Annotated in this window: 10 protein-coding genes; 3 read left to right on the forward strand and 7 right to left on the reverse strand. The window is 72.8% G+C overall.

The window, feature by feature from the left end; genetic code table 11:
• Positions 1-74: 74 nt before the first annotated feature.
• The 7 genes from araB to ONA70_RS10270 all read right to left on the reverse strand — a co-directional run bounded on the left by araB (position 75) and on the right by ONA70_RS10270 (position 8,078).
• Positions 75-1,715 carry a ribulokinase gene (araB, locus tag ONA70_RS10240; protein WP_265006124.1) on the reverse strand — a complete coding sequence of 547 codons (1,641 nt, stop codon included), beginning with the start codon at positions 1,713-1,715 and terminating at the stop codon, positions 75-77.
• A gap of 56 nt (positions 1,716-1,771) precedes the next feature.
• Positions 1,772-2,023: a hypothetical protein gene (locus ONA70_RS10245; RefSeq protein WP_091658185.1), complete on the reverse strand. Its 252-nt coding sequence runs from the start codon at positions 2,021-2,023 to the stop codon at positions 1,772-1,774.
• A gap of 69 nt (positions 2,024-2,092) precedes the next feature.
• On the reverse strand, positions 2,093-3,460 hold the full coding sequence (locus ONA70_RS10250; RefSeq protein ID WP_406601178.1) for an aminotransferase-like domain-containing protein: 1,368 nt from the start codon (positions 3,458-3,460) through the stop codon (positions 2,093-2,095).
• The gene (locus ONA70_RS10255; protein ID WP_265006126.1) at positions 3,409-4,524 is read right to left on the reverse strand and encodes an alpha-hydroxy acid oxidase; all 1,116 of its coding nucleotides are present in this window, start codon (positions 4,522-4,524) and stop codon (positions 3,409-3,411) included. Before ONA70_RS10255 ends, ONA70_RS10250 begins: the two co-directional genes overlap by 52 nt.
• The gene (locus tag ONA70_RS10260) at positions 4,517-5,503 is read right to left on the reverse strand and encodes an alpha/beta hydrolase (protein WP_265006127.1); all 987 of its coding nucleotides are present in this window, start codon (positions 5,501-5,503) and stop codon (positions 4,517-4,519) included. Before ONA70_RS10260 ends, ONA70_RS10255 begins: the two co-directional genes overlap by 8 nt.
• Positions 5,504-5,512: 9 nt before the next feature.
• Positions 5,513-6,730: a cytochrome P450 gene (locus ONA70_RS10265; RefSeq protein WP_265006128.1), complete on the reverse strand. Its 1,218-nt coding sequence runs from the start codon at positions 6,728-6,730 to the stop codon at positions 5,513-5,515.
• A 67-nt stretch (positions 6,731-6,797) separates the two neighbouring features.
• Positions 6,798-8,078 carry an SGNH/GDSL hydrolase family protein gene (locus ONA70_RS10270; protein ID WP_265006147.1) on the reverse strand — a complete coding sequence of 427 codons (1,281 nt, stop codon included), beginning with the start codon at positions 8,076-8,078 and terminating at the stop codon, positions 6,798-6,800.
• A 338-nt stretch (positions 8,079-8,416) separates the two neighbouring features.
• Here ONA70_RS10270 and ONA70_RS10275 point away from each other — a divergent pair, with 338 nt between their 5' ends.
• The 3 genes from ONA70_RS10275 to ONA70_RS10285 all read left to right on the forward strand — a co-directional run bounded on the left by ONA70_RS10275 (position 8,417) and on the right by ONA70_RS10285 (position 20,851).
• Positions 8,417-10,006, forward strand: a complete 1,590-nt coding sequence (locus ONA70_RS10275) for a class I adenylate-forming enzyme family protein (protein WP_265006129.1) — start codon at positions 8,417-8,419, stop codon at positions 10,004-10,006.
• On the forward strand, positions 10,003-11,268 hold the full coding sequence (locus tag ONA70_RS10280; RefSeq protein WP_265006130.1) for an MFS transporter: 1,266 nt from the start codon (positions 10,003-10,005) through the stop codon (positions 11,266-11,268). The genes ONA70_RS10275 and ONA70_RS10280 overlap by 4 nt, the downstream gene beginning before the upstream one ends.
• 217 nt (positions 11,269-11,485) lie before the next feature.
• Positions 11,486-20,851: a SpvB/TcaC N-terminal domain-containing protein gene (locus ONA70_RS10285; protein WP_265006131.1), complete on the forward strand. Its 9,366-nt coding sequence runs from the start codon at positions 11,486-11,488 to the stop codon at positions 20,849-20,851.
• Positions 20,852-20,868 lie beyond the last annotated feature (17 nt).

A 20,868-nucleotide genomic window follows, 5' to 3' on the forward strand; every position in this document is an offset into this window, starting at 1 on the left:
TTGCCGCAGCGCGAGCCGATCCAGCCCGGGCCGCAGCGCGAGTCGGATCCAGCCCGGGCCGCAGCGCGCGCCGGTCAGGCCCGGCGGCGGAGGGCGCGCAGGCGGTGCAGGACCTCGCTGCCGCCGCGCCCGAAATGGTCGTGCAGGGCGCGGTACTCGGCGTACAGCTCGTCGTAGGCGGCGGCCCGGGTCGGGTCCGGGTACCAGGTCTCACGGCGCGGCGCGGCCATCGCCGCCGAGGCCGTCGCCACGTCCGGGTACGCTCCGGCGGCCACCGCCGCCTGGATCGCCGAGCCGAGCGCGGCCGGGTGCGCGGTGTCGACCACGTGCAGCGGGCGGCGCAGCACGTCGGCGTAGACGCGCAGCAGCAGCCGGTTGGCGGTCAGCCCACCGGCGGCGGTCAGCTCGTCGACGCGTACCCCGGCGGCCTCGAACGCCTCGACGACCGTCCGGGCGCCGAACGCGGTCGCCTCCAGCAGGGCCCGCCAGATCTCCTCCGGCCGGGTGGCCAGGGTCAGCCCGACCAGCACGCCGCTCAGCTCGTGGTCCATCAGCACCGAGCGGTTGCCGCTGTGCCAGTCCAGGGCGAGCAGCCCGTGCCCGCCGACCGGCTGGTCGGCGGCCAGGGCGTCGAGCAGCGCGGGCACCGGTACGCCGCGCCGCCGGGCCTCCTCGGCGTACCCGGCGGGCAGCGCCCGGTCCAGGTACCAGGCGAAGATGTCCCCGACGCCGCTCTGCCCGGCCTCGTAGCCCCACCGGCCGGCGGTCACCCCGCCCTCGACGACGCCGCAGACGCCGGGGACCTCCCGGCAGCTGTCCGCGTTCATGATCAGGCAGGTCGAGGTGCCGAGCACGGCGAGCATCCGGCCGGGCTCGACCGCGCCGGCCGCCGCGGCGGTGACGTGGGCGTCGATACCGCCGACGGCCACCGCAGTGCCCTCCGGCAGCCCGGTCCAGCGGGCGGCCTGGGCGGTCAGCCCACCGGCCCGGCTGCCCGGGGCCAGCAGCGGCCCGTCGAGCTTCGGCAGCAGCGCGGGCAGCTCGGGGTGCAGCGCGGCGAGGAAGTCCGAGGTCGGGTACCGGCCGTCCTGGCGCAGCCCCTTGAACCCGGCGGCGGAGGCGTTGCGGGTGAGGCGTCCGCACAGCTGCCAGACCAGCCAGTCGGCGGTCTCGATCCACCGCTCGGCCCGGTGGAAGACCTCCGGGTCCTCCTCCAGCACCTGGAGGGTCTTGGCGAGCTGCCACTCGGCGGACACCCGGCCCCCGTAGCGGGGCAGCCACGACTCGCCCCGGCCGGCGGCCAACGCGGTGATCCGGTCGGCCTGCCGCTGCGCGGCGTGGTGCTTCCAGAGCTTCGGCCAGGCGTGCGGCCGCTCCCGCAGCACGGTCAGCTGCGCGAGCGGGGTGCCGTCGGCGCGGGTGGGCAGCAGCGTGCAGGAGGTCGCGTCGAGGCCGACGCCGACCACGTCCGCCGGGTCGATCCCGGCGGCCCCGACCGCGGCGGGCACCGCCTTCCACAGCACTTCCCGGTGGTCGGCCGGGTCCTGCAGCGCCCAGTCCGGGGGCAGCGGTCCCCCGTCGGGCAGCCGCTCGGTGAGCACCCCGTTCGGGTACTCGTGGACCGCGCTGCCCAGCTCGGCGCCGGTGGCCACGTCGACCACGACGGCCCGCCCGGAGAGCGTCCCGAAGTCCAACCCGACGACGTACCGGCCCACCCGTGACTCCTCACCCCCACCGCCGGGGGTCGGCGCCGGGGGAGACAGGCTACCCGTCAGCGCAGCGGCCGCTTGAGGTGGTAGCGGTGCACCTCGGTGCTGCCCTGCACGTTGTTCACGTCCTCGGCGGCCGAGACCAGCTCCCAGCCCTCCCGCCCGACCCGGTTGAGGTGCGCGATGGCCGTGTCGCCGTACGCGGTCACGTCGGTGCGCGACCCGTCCGGGGCGTACCAGACGAACGAGACGTGGAAATTGCGGCCCTGCCCCTGATAGCGGCGGACCAGCAACGCGTACTCCCAGGCAACCATCCGTCCATTATCTACGGACGGATCTTCGGGCGGGAACACGGGTGGTGGCGGGACGGCGACACTGCGGCGTCACGCCGGCACCGGACGGGCGGCCAGTTCGTCGGTGATCAGCGCGGCGAGCCGGTCCAGCCCGAGGTCGATCTGCTCCGGCGTCACCGCGCTGACCGACAGCCGCAGCGCGTTCACCGGCACGCCGTCGTCGTAGAAGTGCGCCATCGGGGTCCAGAGCACGCCGTGCTCCCCGGCGGAGCGGTGCAGCAACGCGTCGTCCACCCGGAACGGCACGGTCACCACCACGAAGAAGCCGCCGGCCGGGACGTTCCACCGCACCGGGCCACCGGCCGGGAAGCGGTCGGCCAGGCCGTCCACCAGGTGCCGCAGGTTGCGGGCGTACGCGGCCCGCTCCCGGATGTTGGCCGCGACCAGCGAGCAGTCGTGGGCCAGCAGCGCCCCGCCGATCACGGCCTGGGCGATCGGCGAGGTGTTCACGGTGACCATGCTCTTGATCTTGGCGAGCTGGTCGGCGAGCGGCCCGACCGACCCGTCGGAACCGGCCACCCGCTGGTCGGCGACGACGTACCCGACCCGGGCGCCGGGCAGCACGGTCTTGGCGAACGAGCCGAGGTAGACCACCCGGCGGCGGGTGTCCAGCGCCTTGAGGGTGGGCAGCCGCTCGGTGCCGCCGGCCGGGAAGAGGCCGTACGGGTTGTCCTCGATCAGCAGCAGCTCCTCGTCGGCGGCGAGGTCGAGCAGCCGCCGCCGCTGGGCCAGGTCCATGCTGACCCCCGAAGGGTTGGCGAAGTCCGGCATCACGTAGCAGGCGCGCGGGCGCAGCCCCTCAGCTCGGGCCCGGCGCAACTGCTCCCGCAGGTCGGCCAGGTCGATCCCGTCCGGGCCGCCGGTGACCGGGCGCACCGGCAGGTCGACCAGCCGGGCGGCCCCGGTCAGCCCGACGTACGTGGGGGCCACGGCGAGCAGGACGTCCGCCGGCCCGGCCCGCAATGCCCGCAGCACCAGGAACATCGCTTCCTGGCAGCCGACGGTCACCACGATCGTCTCCGGGTCGACGGTGATCCCCTCGTCCACCGCGAGGTTGCGGGCGATCAGGTGGTGCACGATCCCCTTGGTCCGGCCGTACTGGAGCAGGGTCCGGTCGACCTGCACGGGGTTCAGCCCGAGGTCGTCGGCGAGGTGCCGGCGGAAGGTGTCCAGATGCTCGTGCAGCGCCCCGGCGTCGAAGAACTCCTCGTACGGGCGCCCGGCGGCGAGCGAGACCGCGTCCGGATAGTGCTGGGCCACCTCGTTGAGAAAGTTCATCGAGTTCAGCGCGGGGTCGTCGACGCTGGCGTGCAGGGCCGCCACGGTCAGGTCCACCGGCTCCATCGTCAGCCTCCGATCAGGGTGCGTAGCTGCCGCGCCGCGGCCGGGTCGGGGCAGCCGGCGAGGGTGAGCGCGTCGCGCAGTTCGGCGGCGAGCAGCGCCAGGGCCGCCTCGGCGCCGGCCCGCCCGCCGGCCGCCAGGGCCCAGAGCAGCGGCCGGCCGACCAGCACGCCGGCCGCGCCGAGGGCGAGCGCGCGCAGCACGTCGGTGCCGCTGCGGACCCCGCCGTCGAACAGCACCGTGCACCGCTGCCCCACCGCCGCGACCACCTCGGGCAGGACGGTCGCCGACGCCGGGGCGCCGTCGAGTTGCCGCCCGCCGTGGTTGGATACCACCACGGCGTCCGCGCCGGCCTGCGCCGCGCGCACCGCGTCGCGCGGGTCGAGGACGCCCTTCACCACCAGCGGCAGCGGCGTACGCTCGCGCAGCCAGGCCAGGTCGGCCCAGCTCATCGCGGGGTGGAAGACGGCGCCGGTGTGCGCGGCCACCGCGGACCTGCCGGGGGTGCCCTGGTGGGCCAGGTCGTCGCGGCCGCCTGCCAGGTTGGCGGCGGTGACGTGCGGGGGCAGCGCGAAGCCGTTGCGCACGTCGCGCAGCCGCCGGCCGAGGACCGGCACGTCCACGGTGACCATCAGCGCGGTGCACCCGGCGGCCCGCGCCCGGTCCACCAGGTCGGCGACCATCACCCGGTCGCGCAGCCAGTAGAGCTGGAACCACACCGCGCCGCCCGCCGCCGCGACCTCCTCCAGCGGCGCGCTGGCCACGGTGCTGGCCACGTAGGGCACGCCGGCGGTCCGGGCGGCAGCCGCCAGGGCCACCTCGCCGTCCGGGTGCAGCAGTTTCTGGTACGCCATCGGTGCGACCGCGGCCGGCAGGGCGCACGTCCCACCGGGCAGCGCCGCCTCGGTACGCGGGGTGTCCACACCGGTCAGCACCCGGGGCAGCACCGCCACCCGGTCCAGGGCGGCCCGGTTGGCGGCGAGTGTGGACTCCGTGCCGCTGCCGCCCTCGACGAAGTCCCACACGTCGGCCGGCAGCACCGCCCGGGCCAGCGCGGCGAAGTCGGCCAGGCTGGCCGGCGGCACGAATGTCTCGACGGATGCCGTGAGCTGTTCAGCCATCCGCCGACCCGCCCGTGGCGGCGCCGGACGCCGACGCCGCCGGGGTGCGGCCGAACCGGTCGCGGAGGAAGGCCGCCGCCTGCTCCTGGGCCCGCCGTCCGGCGTCGAACACCCCGGGCATGGCGAAGAAGCCGTGGATCATGCCGGGGTACCGGGTCGCCTCGGTGGGGACGCCGGCCTCCCGCAGCCGGGCGGCGTACCGCTCCCCCTCGTCGCGCAGCGGGTCGTGCTCGGCGGTGATCACCAGCGCCGGGGGCAGCCCGGAGAGGTCCTCGGCGAGCAGCGGCGAGGCGAGCGGGTGGGCCGCGTCGGCCGGGTCGGTCAGGTAGTGCTGCCGGTACCAGGCGACGGAGTGCCGGTTGAACAGCAGCGGGTCCTCGTCGGCCCGGGCCGGGGCCGGGCCGGGGCGCTGGTCGGTGTTCGGGTAGACCAGCAGTTGGGCGACGAGCCGGGGGCCACCGTCGGCGCGGGCCAGCAGCGTGACCGCGGCGGCGAGGTTGCCGCCGGCGCTGTCCCCGCCGACCGCGAGCCGGTCCGGGTCGACGCCGACCTCGTCGGCGTGCGCGGCCAGCCAGCGCAGCGCCGCGTAGCAGTCGTCCACGGCGGCCGGGAAGCGGTGCTCGGGCGCGAGCCGGTAGCCGACCGTCACGGTCTGGCAGCCGGTGGCGTTGGCCAGCCGGCGGCAGATCCCGTCGGCGGTGTCCACGCTGCCGAGCGTCCAGCCGCCGCCGAAGAAGTAGACCAGGGTGGGCAGCGGGCCGTCCCCGGCCGGCCGGTGGATCCGCACCGGCAGCGGCCCGTCCGGGCCGGGGACCTGCGTGTCGCGTACCTCGTGGACCGGCTCGACCGCGCCGGAGCCGGCGCGGATCGCGGCGAGGTCGGCGGCGCGGGCCTCGGCCAGGGTCTGGGTGTAGAGCGGTGCGGTGCCGGCGGCCGCGCGGGCGGCCCGCCACGCGACCACCTGCGGGTCGAGGGCCATGCCGGTCTCCTAACTGCCGGTGGTGACGAAGAGCTTGTCGATGCCGCGCAGGAAGAGGCTGCCGCTGTACGTGAAGTCCTGGCTGACCGCCAGGCGGGGGAAGCGGGCGAAGAGTCGGGGCAGGGCGAGCCGCCCCTCCAGCTTGGACACCGCCGAGCCGAGGCAGAAGTGCAGCCCCACGCCGAAGGCGAGCGAGGGCGGGCCCTCCCGGTGCGGGTCGAACCGGTCCGGGTCCGGGAAGCGGGCCGGGTCGCGATTGGCCGCGGCGATCAGCAGCAGCACGTTCTCGTCCTGCTTGACCGGCACGCTGCCGAGGTCGGTGTCGCGCGGGGCGGACCGGGCCAGGAAGTGCACCGGGCTCTCCATCCGCAGGATCTCGTCCACGCAGCCGCGGGCCAGCTTGTCGTCGCCGGGCAGCGCGGCGACCACGTCGGGGTGGGCGAGCAGCAGCGGCAGGCCGTTGCTGAACATGTAGACGGTGGTGACGAAGCTGGCGTTGAAGAGCACGATCAGGTTGCTGATCAGCTCCTCCTCGGTCAGCTCCACCCCGCCGGCGTCCAGCACCTCGACCAGCCCGCTGATCAGGTCCTCGCCGGGCTGCCGCCGCCGGTGGGCGATCAGCTCCCGGTAGTACCCGCGCAGTTCCTCGGCGGCCTGGTTGGCCCGGGCCAGCCGTTCCGGGGTCTTGCCGGCGACGTCCATGTACTCGTCGATCCAGTCGACCCGCTGCCGGTACCAGGCCAGGTCGGCCTGGGGCAGGCCGATGAACTCGGCCATCACCAGCGCCGGGACCGGGTACGCGAAGTCGGCGACGAAGTCCACCTCGGCCCCGCCGGCGCCGGCCTCGGCCATCCGGTCCAGCCGCTCGTCGACGACCCGGACGATCACCGGCTCCAGCGCGCCCAGCCGGCGCGGGGTGAAGGTCTTCGCGAACACCGACCGCATCCGGGTGTGATCGGGCGGGTTGGTGAACATCATCGAGCTGAGGAAGGTACGCAGGATCTCCTGCTGCTCCCAGCCCGGCGGGAAGCCCTTGTACCACTCCGGGTCGCGCAGCACCTGGTCGACCAGGTCGTACCCGCCGGCGACGGCGGTGACGGTGCTGTGCTCGGCGCGGGTCGGGACAGCGTTGATCGGCCCGTGTTCGTGCAGGGCCGCGTACCACGGGTAGGGGTTCTGCCGGCCCTGCTCGCTGTACAGGCCGGTCAGGATCTCGTCGACGTCCACGGCGGTGGTTCCTCCCCAGGAGTGAGCGGCGGGGGCGGCGTGGTGCCGACGCCGCCCCCGCCAGGTGTCACAGGCTCAGCAGCGGCAGCGGTACGGCGTCCGCCATGGCCTGCGCGCCGCTGTCGTTCGGGTGGATGTGGTCCCCGGCGTCGTACGCGGGCAGCAGCCGGCTCGGGTGCGCCGGGTCGCGCAGCACGGCGTCGAAGTCGAGCACGCCGTCGAACTCCGCCGCGCCCGCGCCGCGCAGCCAGCTGTTCACCGCCTGCCGGGTGGCCTCCTTCTCCTCCGTCCACACGCCCGGCCCACCGTTGCCCTCGTATGGGGTGATGGTGCCGACCAGGCTGGTCAGGCCGCGCTCCTTGGCCTGCTGGTTGATCTGCCGCAGGGTGGCGATGATGCGCTCCGCGCTGTCGCCGTTCATCCAGATGTCGTTGATGCCCAGGTGGGTGATGAGGGTGCGCACCCCGGTCTGCGGGAAGACGTCCTCGTTGAGCCGGGCCAGGGCGTTCGGGCCGAGCTCGTAATAGCCCGGGAAGTCGCCCGCGCCGGGCTCGGTGCCCTCGTGGTTGAGCCGGTTGCCGGACAGGCTCAGGTTCAGCACGCCCGGGGTGCGGACCTCGGGCCGGGCGTCGATGAGCCGCGCGGCGAGCAGGTCCGGCCAGCGCCGGTCCTCGTTGACCGTGCTGCCGTTGCCGTCACCGATGGAGTCGCCCAGGACGACCACCGCGCCGGGGCTCATCCGGCGTTCCACGTCGATGCCGGAGAGGAACATCCAGCAGCAGTTCGGCTTGATGGTGAAGCCCGCGCCGCCGGCGGCGGTGGTGAGGTCGGTGGCGCCGATGAAGTTGGTGACCCGGGACTGGCCGTGGAACGTCACCGGGCCGGTGAGCACCGGGAAGTACACGGTGACGACCAGGTCCTCCTGCTCCTCGACCGGGAAGTCCAGCGGGTCGCTGAGCAGCTCGGCACCCTTGTTGATGGTGGCCGAGGCGACGCCGGAGAAGGTGAGTTCCCGGACACTGGCCGGGTCGATGTCGGACCGGTCCGCGGTCGCGGCGTCGGGCCGGGCGACGGTGGCGTGGCCGACCTTCACGGCCTGCTCGCCGTAGAGGTTGGTCAACCGGACCCGGAGCCGGTCGCCGCCGACGGTGGTCTGCACGGTCATCCGGATGCTCTGGTTGTTCAGGCCGGTGTTGGTCAGGCCCACGGTGTTGCCACGGGTGACCGCCGCGGCCCAGCTGGCCGCCCACTCCGCGCGCCCGCCCCGGGCGCTGTCGGTGTCGGCGGGGCCGGCGCTCGCGGTGACCGCCGGGGTGCCGGCGATCAACAGCGTGGCGGCGGAAGCTATCACGTGCCATCTCTTCGGGGTCGGCATTGATCCTCCATCGTCGGCAGCTCGGGGGCACGGTCGGATCGACGGCACTGCCCGGGCGATGGTCCGGAAACTAGCCGCCCAGCAAGATGAGCGTCAATCAACCTGATCGACATGATCAAATGTCTTCGGGGTGCCGGCGGACGCCGTTCGGCTCTGTCCTCCCCGGATCGTCCTGCCTAGGCTCTACAACCGGCGGCGGTGCGGTCGCCGACCCTGGCACCTGTCGTCGCGTCCCGGCTCTGACCTGCCCGGACGCTGTTCTCGGCGGCCTGCGTTCCCGCCGGCCGCAGATCACGATGGGGGCTGGAGCGATGACCGACGGCGCGGACCGACCGACGTCCTACGTGCACCGGGCGCTGGACCTGTTCGCCGACTTCGGCGACCGGGAGGCGCTCGTCGGTGGCGGCCGGCGACTGACCTATCCGGAGGTCGCCGCCGAGGTGCGCGGGCTGGCCGGCGCGCTGCTGCGGCACGGCGTACGCCCCGGCGACGCGGTGCTGGTGATGCTCGGCAACGCGGTGGAGGGGCCGCTGCTTCAGCTCGCCCTGCACCTGCTCGGCTGCCGGGCCATGTGGGTCGCCCCGGTGACCTCGCGGCGGGAGGTCGACGAGTTCGTCGTCCTGGCCCGCCCGGACGCCTTCGTCTACGACGCCCGCGACGGTGCTTCGCTGGGGCCGGAGATCGCCGCCGGCCTGGCCGGCGTACCGGTGCTCTGCCTCGGCCCCGGCGGCGCGGGGCCAGACCTCACCGCGGCCGGCGGCGAGCCGGTGGAGCTGCCCGCCGAGGTGCCCGCGCCGGAGTCGTTCCTGCAGACCAGCGGGACCACCGGCACCCCCAAGCCGGTGCACCACCGGGAGAGCTTCTACCAGCAGGTCCTCGCCCTGGCCGCGGACTTCCGGGCGGCCGGCTTCCCGCCGCTACGGCACCTGTCGCACTCGCCGATGTGGCTGGCCAGCGGCCAGATCACCGCGCTGTTCAACCTGTTCACCGGCGGGGTGCTGTTCCTGCGCGAGCGGTGGGACCCGGAGGCGTTCATCCGTACCGTGGACGCCGAGCGGCTGACCTCCACCTTCGTCACCCCGCCGATGCTCTACGAGGTGCTCGACCACCCGGCCCTGGCGGGGGCCGACTTCTCCGCCATGTTCATGTTCAACGTGGGCGCCGGGCCGGCCGCGCCGGCCCGGCTGCGGCAGGCGATCGCCCGCTTCGGCCCGTGCCTGCGCATCGTGTACGGGCTCAGCGAGGCGGTGGTGATCTGCGCGCTGCCCGGGCTCACCGAGGACCCGGAGCACCCGGAGCGGCTGCGTTCCTGCGGCCGGCCGTACGGGGACGTGGCGGTGGAGATCCGCGACGCCGAGGGCCGGGTGCTGCCCACGGGCTCCGACGGGGAGGTGTGGGTCCGCACCAGGCTCAGCTTCGCCGGCTACCACGGCCAGCCGGAGCTGACCGCCGAGACGCTGGTCGACGGCTGGGTGCGCACCCGCGACATCGGCCACCTCGACGACGACGGCTACCTCTACCTGGTCGACCGGCTCCAGGACCGGATCCTCACCCGGCAGCGGAGCTGGCCGATCTACTCCCGCCCGATCGAGGACGTGCTCGCCGCCCACCCCGAGGTACGTGCCGCCGCGGTGATCGGCGTGCCGGATCCGGTGGCCGGGGAGCTGCCGTACGCGTACGTGGTGCCGGCGCCGGGGGCGACGGTGACCGGCGACGAGCTGATCGCGCTGGTGACCGGGGAGCTGAGCGACACCTGGGCGCCCGGCGCGGTGGAGTTCGTCGACGCGCTGCCGCTGAACCGCTCGGCCAAGGTGGACAAGCGCGCCCTGCGCGCCCGGTACGCGGCCGCCCACCCGACGGATGCGGAGTCGGTGGGCACCGTGATCGGGAGTTCGGCGTGACCTCGCGCCGGGAGCTGTACACCCGGGCAGGCCCCGGCGGAAACCCGCGCCGGGAGCTGTACACCCTGGTCGGCGCCGACCTGCTGTCCAACCTGGGCACCCGGGTCTCGGTGGTGGCCATCCCCTGGCTGGTGCTGGAGACCACCGGCAGCCCCACCCGGATGGGCCTGGTCGCGGCGGCCGAGACGTTGCCGTACATGCTCTCCAGCGCCCTCGCGACCCCCTGGGCGGACCGGTTCGGGGTGCGCCGCACGGCGGTCACGGTGGACGCGGCCAGCGCGGCGGCGATGGCGGTGGTGGCGCTCGCCCCCTGGCTCGGGTTCGGCGCGCTGCTCGCGCTGGTCGCGGTGGCCGGCGGGCTGCGCGGCATCGGCGACCGGGTCAAGCACGTGCTGTTCAAGCCGGCCGCCGAGCGGGCCGGGGTACCGCTGATCCGGCTCACCTCCGCCTACGACGGGCTGGTGCGGGGCATGACGCTGTTCGGCGCGGTGCTCGGCGGGCTGCTCGTCGACTGGGTCGGGGTGACCCGGGCGATCTGGATCGACGCGACCACGTTCGCGGTCTGCGCGCTGCTGATCGGCGTGCTGGTCCGCCCGCCCGCACCGGCCCGACCGGCCCCCCGGGAGAGCTACCTGCGCGCGCTGCGGGGCGGGTTCGGCTACCTGCGTACCGACCGGGTGCTGCTGACCATGCTGGTCGTGGTCTCGGTGTCGAACATGTTCGCCAACGCCAGCGTCGCCGTCTGGATCCCGCTCTGGGTCGACCGGGTGCTCGGCGACCCGGCCGGCTTCGGCCTGCTGCTGGGGGTGTTCTCCGGCGGGGCGCTGCTGGGCAACCTGCTCTTCACCGTGGCCGGGACGCGGCTGCCCCGCCGGCTCACCTTCGCGCTGGGCCTCACGCTCAGCGGCGCGCCCCGGCTGCTCGCGCTCGCCCTCAGCGACCACCTCGCCGTGGTGCTCACCGTGATGTTCCTGTCCGGCATCGCGGTCGCGGCGGTCAACCCGCTGCTCGGCACGGCCCTCTACGAGCGGGTGCCGGAGTCGTTGCAGACCCGGGTGCTGGGCATCTCCGGCTCGGTGGCGTTCCTCGGCCTGCCGGTCGGGGCGCTGCTCGGCGGCTGGTCGGTGGCGCTGCTCGGGCTGACCCCGGCGCTGCTGGTGATGGCCGTGGTCTGCCTGGTGCTCACGGTCGGCCCGCTGCTGCTGACCCGATCGCAGGTGGACCGTCCGGCGCCGGAACCGGCGGTCTCCCCGGCGGCGTGACGCCGGTCTGGCGGGTTCGCGGGCGGCTCGCCCCGCTCCGGGCGTCGGTGTCCGAAGCGGGGTGATTGGCGACGGGAGGTCCGAACCGACACGTACGGTCACTGTCTCGTCACCGATCTGGCAATTTAACTATTTAGATGGCCAGTTCCTACCCTGAGTGATTGCTGGAAATACTGCCTGGGCCGTCCCGCGTGCTCTGGCGTAAGGGGTCTCTCCCATGTGGCAACCCGATGTCCTCGGCATCCGTCCGCTCCTGGCCGCCACCCGGTGGACCCGGTTGCTGGCCGTCGCCGTGGTGCTGATGCTGGTCTCCAGCGGCCTGTCCGCCTCCACCCCCCGGTCGCGCCCCGACCGCACCGCCACCCAGTCGGCGGTGCCCCCGGGCACCACCTGCGGCGAGAGCGCCGGCACCGCGGCGGCGGCCACCAACGTGGCCCTGGCCCTGCCCGACTACCAGCAGGTCGTGGCGCCAGGCATGGCGGCCACCGTGGCGTACGGCGGGGCGAAGCTGGGCATCGGCCCGAAGGCGGTGCGGCTGCCGACCGGCATCGGGATCACGGTGCTGGCGCCGGGGCTGACCCCGAAGCTGGACAGCGGCATGACCAACGTGACCGGCAAGACGAAGAAGGGCGGCGGCTACCGGTTCACCCCGCACCCGCAGCAGTTCGCCGAGTCGATCCAGGTCACCCTCCCGTACGACCCGGCGCTGATCACCGACGACTTCACCGCGCAGGACGTCTACACGTACTTCTTCGACGACGTGCAGAGCTGCTGGCAGGTGCTCGAGCGGGTGTCGGTGGACGAGGTCAACCACACGGTGACCTCACTGACCGACCACTTCACCGACATGATCAACGCGACCGTGACGGTGCCCGAGCACCCGGAGGGCGTGCAGTTCAACCCCAACCAGATCAAGGGGATCCAGGCCGCCGACCCGGGCTCGCAGGTCAACCTGATCTCCCCGCCGCAGGCGAACAACCAGGGCGAGAACCACCTCGCGTACCCGATCGAGGTGCCGCCCGGGCGGCAGGGGCTGACCCCGCAGCTGGGCCTGTCGTACAACTCCTCCTCGGGCAACGGCTGGACCGGCGTCGGGTGGGACCTGTCGGTGCCCACCATCTCGGTGGAGACCCGCTGGGGCGTCCCCCGCTACGCCGCCGGCACCGAGACCGAGACGTACCTGCTCAACGGGGAACAGCTCACCCCGGTGGCGCACCGGGGCGCGCCGGTGGCCCGGACCGCCGAGAAGGTCTTCCACACCCGGGTCGAGGGCAGCTTCGCGCGGATCGTCCGGCACGGGACCAGCCCGAAGAACTACACCTGGGAGGTCACCGACAAGAACGGCATCCACTGGCACTACGGGGCGCCGGCCGGTGCGGCCGGGCCCGCCGCGGACGCGAGCCTCGCCGACGACGACGGCGACGTCTTCCTCTGGGCGGTGAACGAGGTCCGCGACCCGCGCGGCAACTTCATGCGCTACCACTACGCGAAGGTCGCCGACACCGGCCTGGCCGGCGGCACCGTCGCCGGTCGCAACCTCTACGTCGAGAAGATCACCTACACCGGCCAGGGCACCACCGAGGGCCGGTACGCGGTCGCCTTCGACCGGGACCGGGAGCTCGGCGAGGCGCTGCGGGTGGACACGTCGATCGACGCCCGGGGCGGCTTCAAGCGGGTCACCGCCGACCTGCTGCGCCGGATCGAGGTCAGCCTCGACGGCAAACTGATCCGCCGCTACGACCTCACCTACACCCGGGGCGCGTTCTTCAAGACGCTGCTCAAGGCGGTCATCCAGTACGACGCCGACGGCGCCGAGTTCAACCGCCACGAGTTCAGCTACTACGACGACATCCGCGACGACGCCGGCCGGTACCAGGCGTTCCGCCAGGTCCCCTGGACCTCGCCCGGCGACGGGCTGGGCAACTCCGCGCTCAACCTCACCTCGGACCGGGCCGGCGACGCCAGCGCGCTGAACGCCAACACCAACACCAGCGGCGGCGGCCACCTCTACGTGGGCGTGGGCACCTCGCCGACCAAGTCCGGCACGGTCGGGGTGAAGCTCGGCTTCAGCCACGGCGAGGACAAGGGCCTGCTGGCCCTGGTGGACGTGGACGGCGACGCCCTGCCGGACAAGGTCTTCCGGGACGGCGGCACGGTGAAGTACCGGAAGAACCTCTCCGGCCCGGCCGGCGAGCCGACCTTCGCCGCCCAGGCACAGCCGCTCAACCTGCCCGGCATCATGGGCGAGTCCAGCAACACCCTCACCCTCGGCGTCGAGGGCTACCTGGGCGCGGTCGCCGCCCAGCTCGACTACGTCAACTCGTTCGCCACCACCAGCCAGTACTTCAGCGACGTCAACGGCGACGGCATCCAGGACCTGGTGAACGGGTCCACCGTGCTGTTCGGCCGGGTCGGCGCGAACGGGGTGCCGGTGTACGGGGTCAGCGGCGACACCCCGGCGCCGATCGGCCAGGGACAGGTCGACGCCGACGGCCTCTTCGGCTCGTTCGGCGCCGACCGGGACCGCCTCGACCGGTCCTTCCCGCTGCTGGACAGCGTGCGCCGCTGGGTGGCCCCGTACGACGGAACCGTGACGATCAGCGGGGACGTCCGCCTCTCCCCCGGCACCGCCGCCGCCCGAGCCGAGTCGCGCACCGCGGACGGGGTGCGGGTCGCCGTGCAGAAGGAGGGCACCGAGCTCTGGTCGGCACGGATCGGCAAGGACGACAACGACCCGCACAGCCCGGCCGGGGTGGACGCGGTGAGCGTCGCCCGCGGCGACCGGCTCTACTTCCGGGTCGGCTCGGTCGCCGACGGCGGACTCGACCAGGTCTCCTGGGACCCGCAGGTGAGCTACGTCGGGGTCGGTGACCCACAGGACGTCAACGGCCTTCCGGCATACCGCTTCCAGGCGTCCCGGGACTTCACCCTGGGCGGGCGTACGGCCACCGCGAAGGCCCCGCTGACCGGCACCATGCACCTCTCCGGCGACCTGGTGAAGTCCGCCGCCACCTCCGACGACGTGACCGTGCTGATCACCCGCAACGGCACGCCGGTGCTGGAGCGCACGATCGCGGCGGCGGACACCGGCAGCGTCCCGGTCGACCTGGACGTCGACGTGCAGCAGGGCCAGACCCTGCAGTGGCGGATCCGGGTCGACTCGCCGATCGACGTGGACAAGTTCGCCTGGACGCCGCGTGCCTACTACACCTCCGCGCAGGGCGTGGACCAGGTCACCGCCCCGGACGGCAAGCCCTACATCGACGTGTACCCGCCGTACACGCTGGACCTGTACCCGGTCGACGCGCTGACCGCGCCGCAGCAGACGTACGCCGTGACCACCGGCGGCACGCTGACGGTCGCCCCCCAGCTCGCCTTCGACTTCGGCACCGCGAAACCGACCGCCCGGGTCGCCTTCACCGTGAAGCGCCGCGGCGACCTGGTCGCCAAGCGGTTCTTCCAGATCACCAACGGGGTGGTGACCGCGCCGGACCCGTTCGAGGTCAGCGCGGACAGCGGCGACGAGCTCTGGTTCGACTTCAGCACCACCGACCCGGCGCTGCGCGGCTTCCTCACCGGCAGCGGGGTCACCGTCGACGGGGTGGACGCGCCCAGCGCGTTCCGCAGCGCCGCCGAGGAGGGCGCGTTCCCGCAGCCGTACCGGGGCTGGGGCGCGGTCGGCTACAACGGCAACGGCGACCGGGCCGCCCAGCCGATCGCCCAGGACGACCTGGTCGTCGACGAGCACTACGGCGACCAGCTCCCGGACAGCGTCGACCCGCAGGCCCAGAAGGACGCCTTCGCCGCCGACCCGAAGGTCGACCCGCCGAAGGTCACCCCGTTCACCCCGTCGCCGCAGGACGGCCGCTGGGGTGCCGGCGAGCACTCCTGGGTGGCCCGGACCGAGGTGAGCAGCGCCCGCCTCGGCACCGACTCGGTCAACCTGCCCCGGCCGCAGGACTTCGCGGGCGCCACCGCGGTACCCCGGCTGTCCCGCTCCCAGCAGGTCTCGGTGACCGGCAGCGTCGGCGGCGGCGTCGGCTCGCTCGGCGGCAGCCTGGCCACCGGCGACAGCACCGGCCAGCTCGACTACCTCGACCTCAACGGCGACCAGTACCCGGACGTGGTGGGCGCCGGGGCGGTGCAGTACACCGACCCGAACGGCGCGCTCGGCGCCACCCGGGGCGCCCTGCCCGACGGCGCGGTGCGCCGCAGCAGCAACGTCTCCGGCAACGCCAGCGCGGGCAGCGCCGCCCGCACCATCTCCACCGGCCGGGGGTACGACAGCCCGCCCGGCACCTCCACCGCCACCAGCGCGCAGTCCGGCAACGACATGCCACCGCTGGGCTTCGGCGGCAGCTTCGGCGGCAGCAAGTCCGACGGCGAGTTCGACCTGCTGGACGTCAACGGCGACAGCCTGCCCGACCGGGTGTACGCCGACGGCCGGGTGGCGCTCAACCTCGGCTACGCCTTCGCCCCGGCCGAGCAGTGGCGCAACCCGGTCGGGCTGAACAAGGGCGGCGGCACCAACGGCGGCGTGAACATCGGCTTCAACACCGACTTCTACGGCTTCGCCGGCGGCGCCTCGTTCAGCCAGGGCAGCTCCTCCTCGTCCGCGACGCTCGCCGACATGAACGGCGACGGCCTGCTGGACCAGGTCCTCTCCGGCAGCCCGATCCGGGTCGGCTTCAACACCGGCAACGGGTTCGAGACGCCGCTGCCCTACTACGGCAGCCTCACCGACGTCAACGGCGACCGGAACGCGAAGCTGGGCGGCGGGGCGTACTTCACCTTCGGCATCTGCTTCGTGGTGGTCTGCATCGTGATCAACCCGGGCGCCGACGTGGCCACCGGGGCGAGCCGGACCGAGCAGGCGCTGCGCGACATCAACGGCGACGGGTACGCCGACCACCTCGCCTCCACCAAGGACAACCAGCTGGTGGTGGCGGAGAACCGGACCGGCCGGACCAACCTGCTGGCCGGGGTGACCCGCCCGCTGGGCGCCCGGATGGACTTCGACTACACCCGCGACGGCAACACCTACGGACAGCCGCAGTCGCGCTGGGTGCTGTCGAGTGTGTCGGTGAACGACGGCCGGCCCGGTGACGGGCAGGACGTCCAACTGGTCACCTACCGCTACTCCGGCGGCGTCTACGACCGGCTGGAGCGGGACTTCCGGGGCTACGGCACCGTGGTCGAGCAGCACCGGGACCACGGCGACGGCGACGCCGTCCGGCGCAGCGTCACCCGCCAGTTCCGCACCGACAGCTTCTACACCAAGGGGCTGCTCACCCGGGAGCTGACCGCCGACGGCGAAGGCCGGCCGTTCCAGGAGACCCTGCACACCTACACCGCCCGCGACGTCGGCGATCCGGCCGGCACCGCCGACCTGGCCAGCACCACGGCAACCCTGTTCCCGCAGGAGACCCGGACCGACGTCCGCTACTACGAGGGCCAGGCCGACCCGGGCAAGACCACGTACATCACCCGGGAGTACGACGCGGTCGGCAACCTGACCCGGCAGTTCGACGCGCAGGACGCCGGCACCGCCGACGACCTGGACGCCCGGATCGGCTACACGTACACCGACCCGGCCTGCCGGGACACCTGGATCGTGGGCATGCCGCACGTGATCGACGTACGCGGCGACGGCACGCTGATGCGGCACCGGGAGTCGACGATCAACTGCGCCACCGGTGACCTGGCCCAGGTACGGGCGGCGCTCGCCGACGGCAGCACCGCCACCACGGACCTGGAGTACTACGGCGACGGCAACCTGAAGTCCGTCACCGGCCCGCCGAACCAGGCCGGCCAGCGCTACCGGCTCGACTACACCTACGACACGGTGGTCAACACCCACGTCGAGCAGATCACGGACAGCTTCGGCTACACGTCGAAGGCCACCCACGACTTCCGGTTCGGCCTGGTGGAGACCACCACCGATTTCAACAACCAGCAGGTCCGCAACACCTACGACGCCAAGGGCCGGCTGGACACGGTGACCGGGCCGTACGAGATCCCGGCGAACCGGTTCACCATCGACTTCGAGTACCACCCGGAGGCGGCGTACCCGTACGCGGTCACCCGGCACGTGGACCGGCAGGCGGACGGGAGCATCCGGGACGACACCATCGACACCATCACCTTCGTCGACGGGTTGAACCGCACCACCCAGACCAAGAAGGACGCGGCCGTGCCGGCCGAGACCGACGGGCCGCCGCAGGACGTCATGGTGGTCTCCGGCCGGGTGGCCTACGACTACCTGGGCCGGGCGGTGCAGAGCTGGTACCCGGTCACCGAGCCGAAGGGCGCGGCCAACACCACCTTCAACCCGGCGTACGACCCGGTGACCCCGACCCGGGTCAGCTACGACGTGCTCGACCGGACCACCCACACCACGTTCCCGGACGGCACCGCGACCAGCATCGACTACGGGTTCGGGCCGGACCGGGACGGGGTGACCCAGTTCGAGACGATCGTCACCGACGCCAACGGCAAGACGAAGCGGACGTACACCGACGTCCGGCAGATCACCACCGCGGTCAAGGAGTTCAACCCGGCCGGCGGCCAGCCGGTGATCTGGACCAGCTACCGCTACGACCCGATGGGCCAGCTGGTCGCCGCCGTCGACAACAACGGCAACGTCACCAGCTCGACGTACGACAACTTCGGCCGGCGGACCGCGCTGACCAACCCGGACACCGGCACCACCCGGTCGGGATACGACCTGGCCGGCAACCTGGTCCGGAAGGTGACCGCCAAGCTGGCCGCGGTGTCCAAGGCGATCGAGTACGACTACGACTACACCCGGCTGAAGGCGATCCGGTACCCGGTCTTCCCGGCCAACAACGTCAGCTACACCTACGGCCCGCCGGGCGCGTCGGACAACGCGGCGAACCGGATCACCGGCGTGACCGACGGCGCCGGCACGGTCAGCCGCCGCTACGGCCCGCTGGGTGAGCTGACGCAGGAGACCCGGACCACCCCGGCCCAGGGCAGCCACGTCGAGACCTTCACCACCACGTACGCGTACGACTCGTTCAACCGGATGCTCTCGCTCACCTTCCCCGACGGCGAGAAGCTGTCGTACCACTACAACAGCGGCGGCCAGGTCGACTCGGCCAAGGGCGTCAAGGGCGAGTTCGCGTACGACTACCTCAAGCGGCTCGACTACGACAAGTTCGAGCAGCGGATCCTGCTGGACACCGGCAACGGCACCCGCACCCGGTTCAGCTACAACGCCGAGGACCGCCGGCTCAGCACGATCAAGGCGAACCTGTCCAACGGGTACGTCTTCCAGAACCTGAACTACGGCTACGACAACGTCGGCAACATCATGTCCGTCGTCAACGACACGGTGGCTCCCAGCGGCCCCGAGGTCGGCATGCAGGTCGGCGGCCCGAGCACGCAGACCTACCAGTACGACGACCTGTACCAGCTCACCCACGCCGAGGGCAGCTACCAGCCGCGTACCCCGCAGAACGACCGGTACCGGGTGGACCTCAGCTACGACAGCCTGCACAACGTCACCCGCAAGACCCAGGTGCACGAGTTGGTCAGCAACGGGGCCACCATCGTCGAGGGCAAGCTCAGCTACGACTACGCGTACGCCTACGGCAGCGCGAAGCCACACGCCCCGACCGCCATCGGCATCTACTCGCTGGCGTACGACGAGAACGGCAACCAGGTCAGCCGGAACCAGCAGCCCAAACCGCGCCGGCAGCTGATCTGGGACGAGGAGAACCGGCTCGCCTGCAGCCACGAGAACGTGCAGAGCCAGACGCTGCCGCAGACCCCCGCGTCCTGCGACAACGCCGGTGGCACCCCGAACAGCGCCCGTTACTACTACGACGACCAGGGCAGCCGGGTGGTCAAGGACGGGGCGCAGTTCCACATCTACCCGAACCAGAACTACTCGACGCGCGGCAACAAGCAGTTCAAGCACGTCTACGTCGGCCAGGACAAGCTGATCACCAAGCTGGTCGAGCCGACCTTCCGCCGCGAGGACCGGCAGTACTACTCGCACAGCGACCACCTCGGTTCGACCGGGTTCGTCACCGACGACCAGGGCGGCCTGAGCGAGCACCTGCAGTACTTCCCCGGTGGCGAGACGTGGGTCAGCGAGCACTCCTCGCAGCCCGTGCCGCAGCAGTTCACCGGCAAGGAGTTCGACCAGGAGACCAACCTCTACTACTTCGGGGCCCGCTACTACGACCCGCGTACCCAGGTGTGGCAGAGCGCCGACCCGGTGCTGGAGAACTACCTGGAGGGCACCCCGAACGGCGGCGTGTACGCCTCGATGAACCTGGCCCTCTACACGTACGCCTACAACAACCCGATACGCCTCGGCGATCCCGACGGCAGGTTCCCCTGGAACCGGGTGCTGGGCGGGGTGAAACTCGTCGGCGGCGTCGCCGAGGCCGCCGCAGGCGTGGCGCTCGGGGCCGCGACGAGCTGGACAGGGGTCGGCGCGGTCGCCGGTGGCGCGGTCGCCGTGCACGGGGTGGACGTCGCGATCAGCGGCGCACGACAACTGTTCAGCGGCGAGGAGACCAGCTCCTTCACCAGCCAGGGGTTGCAGGCGGCGGGGGTCAGCAAGCAGAACGCCGAGCTGATCGACGCCGGCATCTCCATCGTCGGCAGCGCCGGCGCCGGCGTCGCCACCTCGGCGATCCGGGGCGCGGCCACGGCGGCGCCGAAGGCGGCGGCGGCCGGGGCCGAGCAGGTGGCGGCGCGGACCGCGCCGACCACCGCCGAGCGGGTCGCGCAGACCGCGGCGAACATCCCCTGCGTCGGCAACAGCTTCGCGGCCGGCACCCGGGTGTTGATGGCCGACGGCAGCACCAAGCCGATCGAGCAGGTACGCACCGGTGACCAGGTGATCGCCGAGGACCCGGAGACCGGTGAGCGCGGCCCGCGGGAGGTCACCCACCTGATCATCGGTCAGGGCGTGAAGCACCTGGTCGACGTCGAGGTCAACGGCGAGCTGATCACCGCCACCGACAAGCACCCGTTCTGGGTGGAGTCGGCGAAGCGGTGGGTCGACGCGCAGGACCTGACCGCCGGGGACAGCGTCCGGCTGGCCGACCACCGGATCGTCACCATCCGGCAGGTCCGCCACTACACCCAGGTCGACCGGGTGTTCAACCTGACCGTCGACGGGATCCACACGTACTTCGTGGTGACCGGCGACGGCCGGGCGGCCGACGCGGTCCTGGTGCACAACGCGAACTGCTCGGTGAACGCGAAGATCCTCGCGCAGAACCTGTCGGCGGCCAACGTGGTCCGACCGGCGGAGACGGCGGCGCACCACATCGTGGCCAGCGGCGCCAAGGCCGCAGGGCCGGCCCGGGCCCACCTGGCCAGCCTCGGGGTGAGCATCAACGAGGCGGCCAACGGCGTCTACCTGCCCCGCTTCGTCAGCTCGGCCAACCCGCTCGGCGCGGCGGTGCACTCCACCACGCACAGTCCGGCCTACTACGCCGAGGTCAACCGGTTGATTCTGCAGACGAGGACGGCACAGGAAGCCCGCAACGTGCTGGCGTACATCGGTAGACAGCTGGCGGCGGGACCGTGGCCGTGATCCCGCCGCCCCGGGCC

The organism is Micromonospora yasonensis (assembly GCF_026013475.1).
Classification (GTDB): Bacteria; Actinomycetota; Actinomycetes; order Mycobacteriales; family Micromonosporaceae; genus Micromonospora; species Micromonospora yasonensis.

Bases quoted from the DNA above. Each gene is read 5' to 3' on its own strand.
- ONA70_RS10245 (WP_091658185.1), bottom strand. From the start codon at position 2,023: ATGGTTGCCTGGGAGTACGCGTTGCTGGTCCGCCGCTATCAGGGGCAG.
- ONA70_RS10255 (WP_265006126.1), bottom strand. From the start codon at position 4,524: ATGGCTGAACAGCTCACGGCATCCGTCGAGACATTCGTGCCGCCGGCC.
- ONA70_RS10260 (WP_265006127.1), bottom strand. From the start codon at position 5,503: ATGGCCCTCGACCCGCAGGTGGTCGCGTGGCGGGCCGCCCGCGCGGCC.
- ONA70_RS10275 (WP_265006129.1), top strand. From the start codon at position 8,417: ATGACCGACGGCGCGGACCGACCGACGTCCTACGTGCACCGGGCGCTG.
- ONA70_RS10285 (WP_265006131.1), top strand. From the start codon at position 11,486: ATGTGGCAACCCGATGTCCTCGGCATCCGTCCGCTCCTGGCCGCCACC.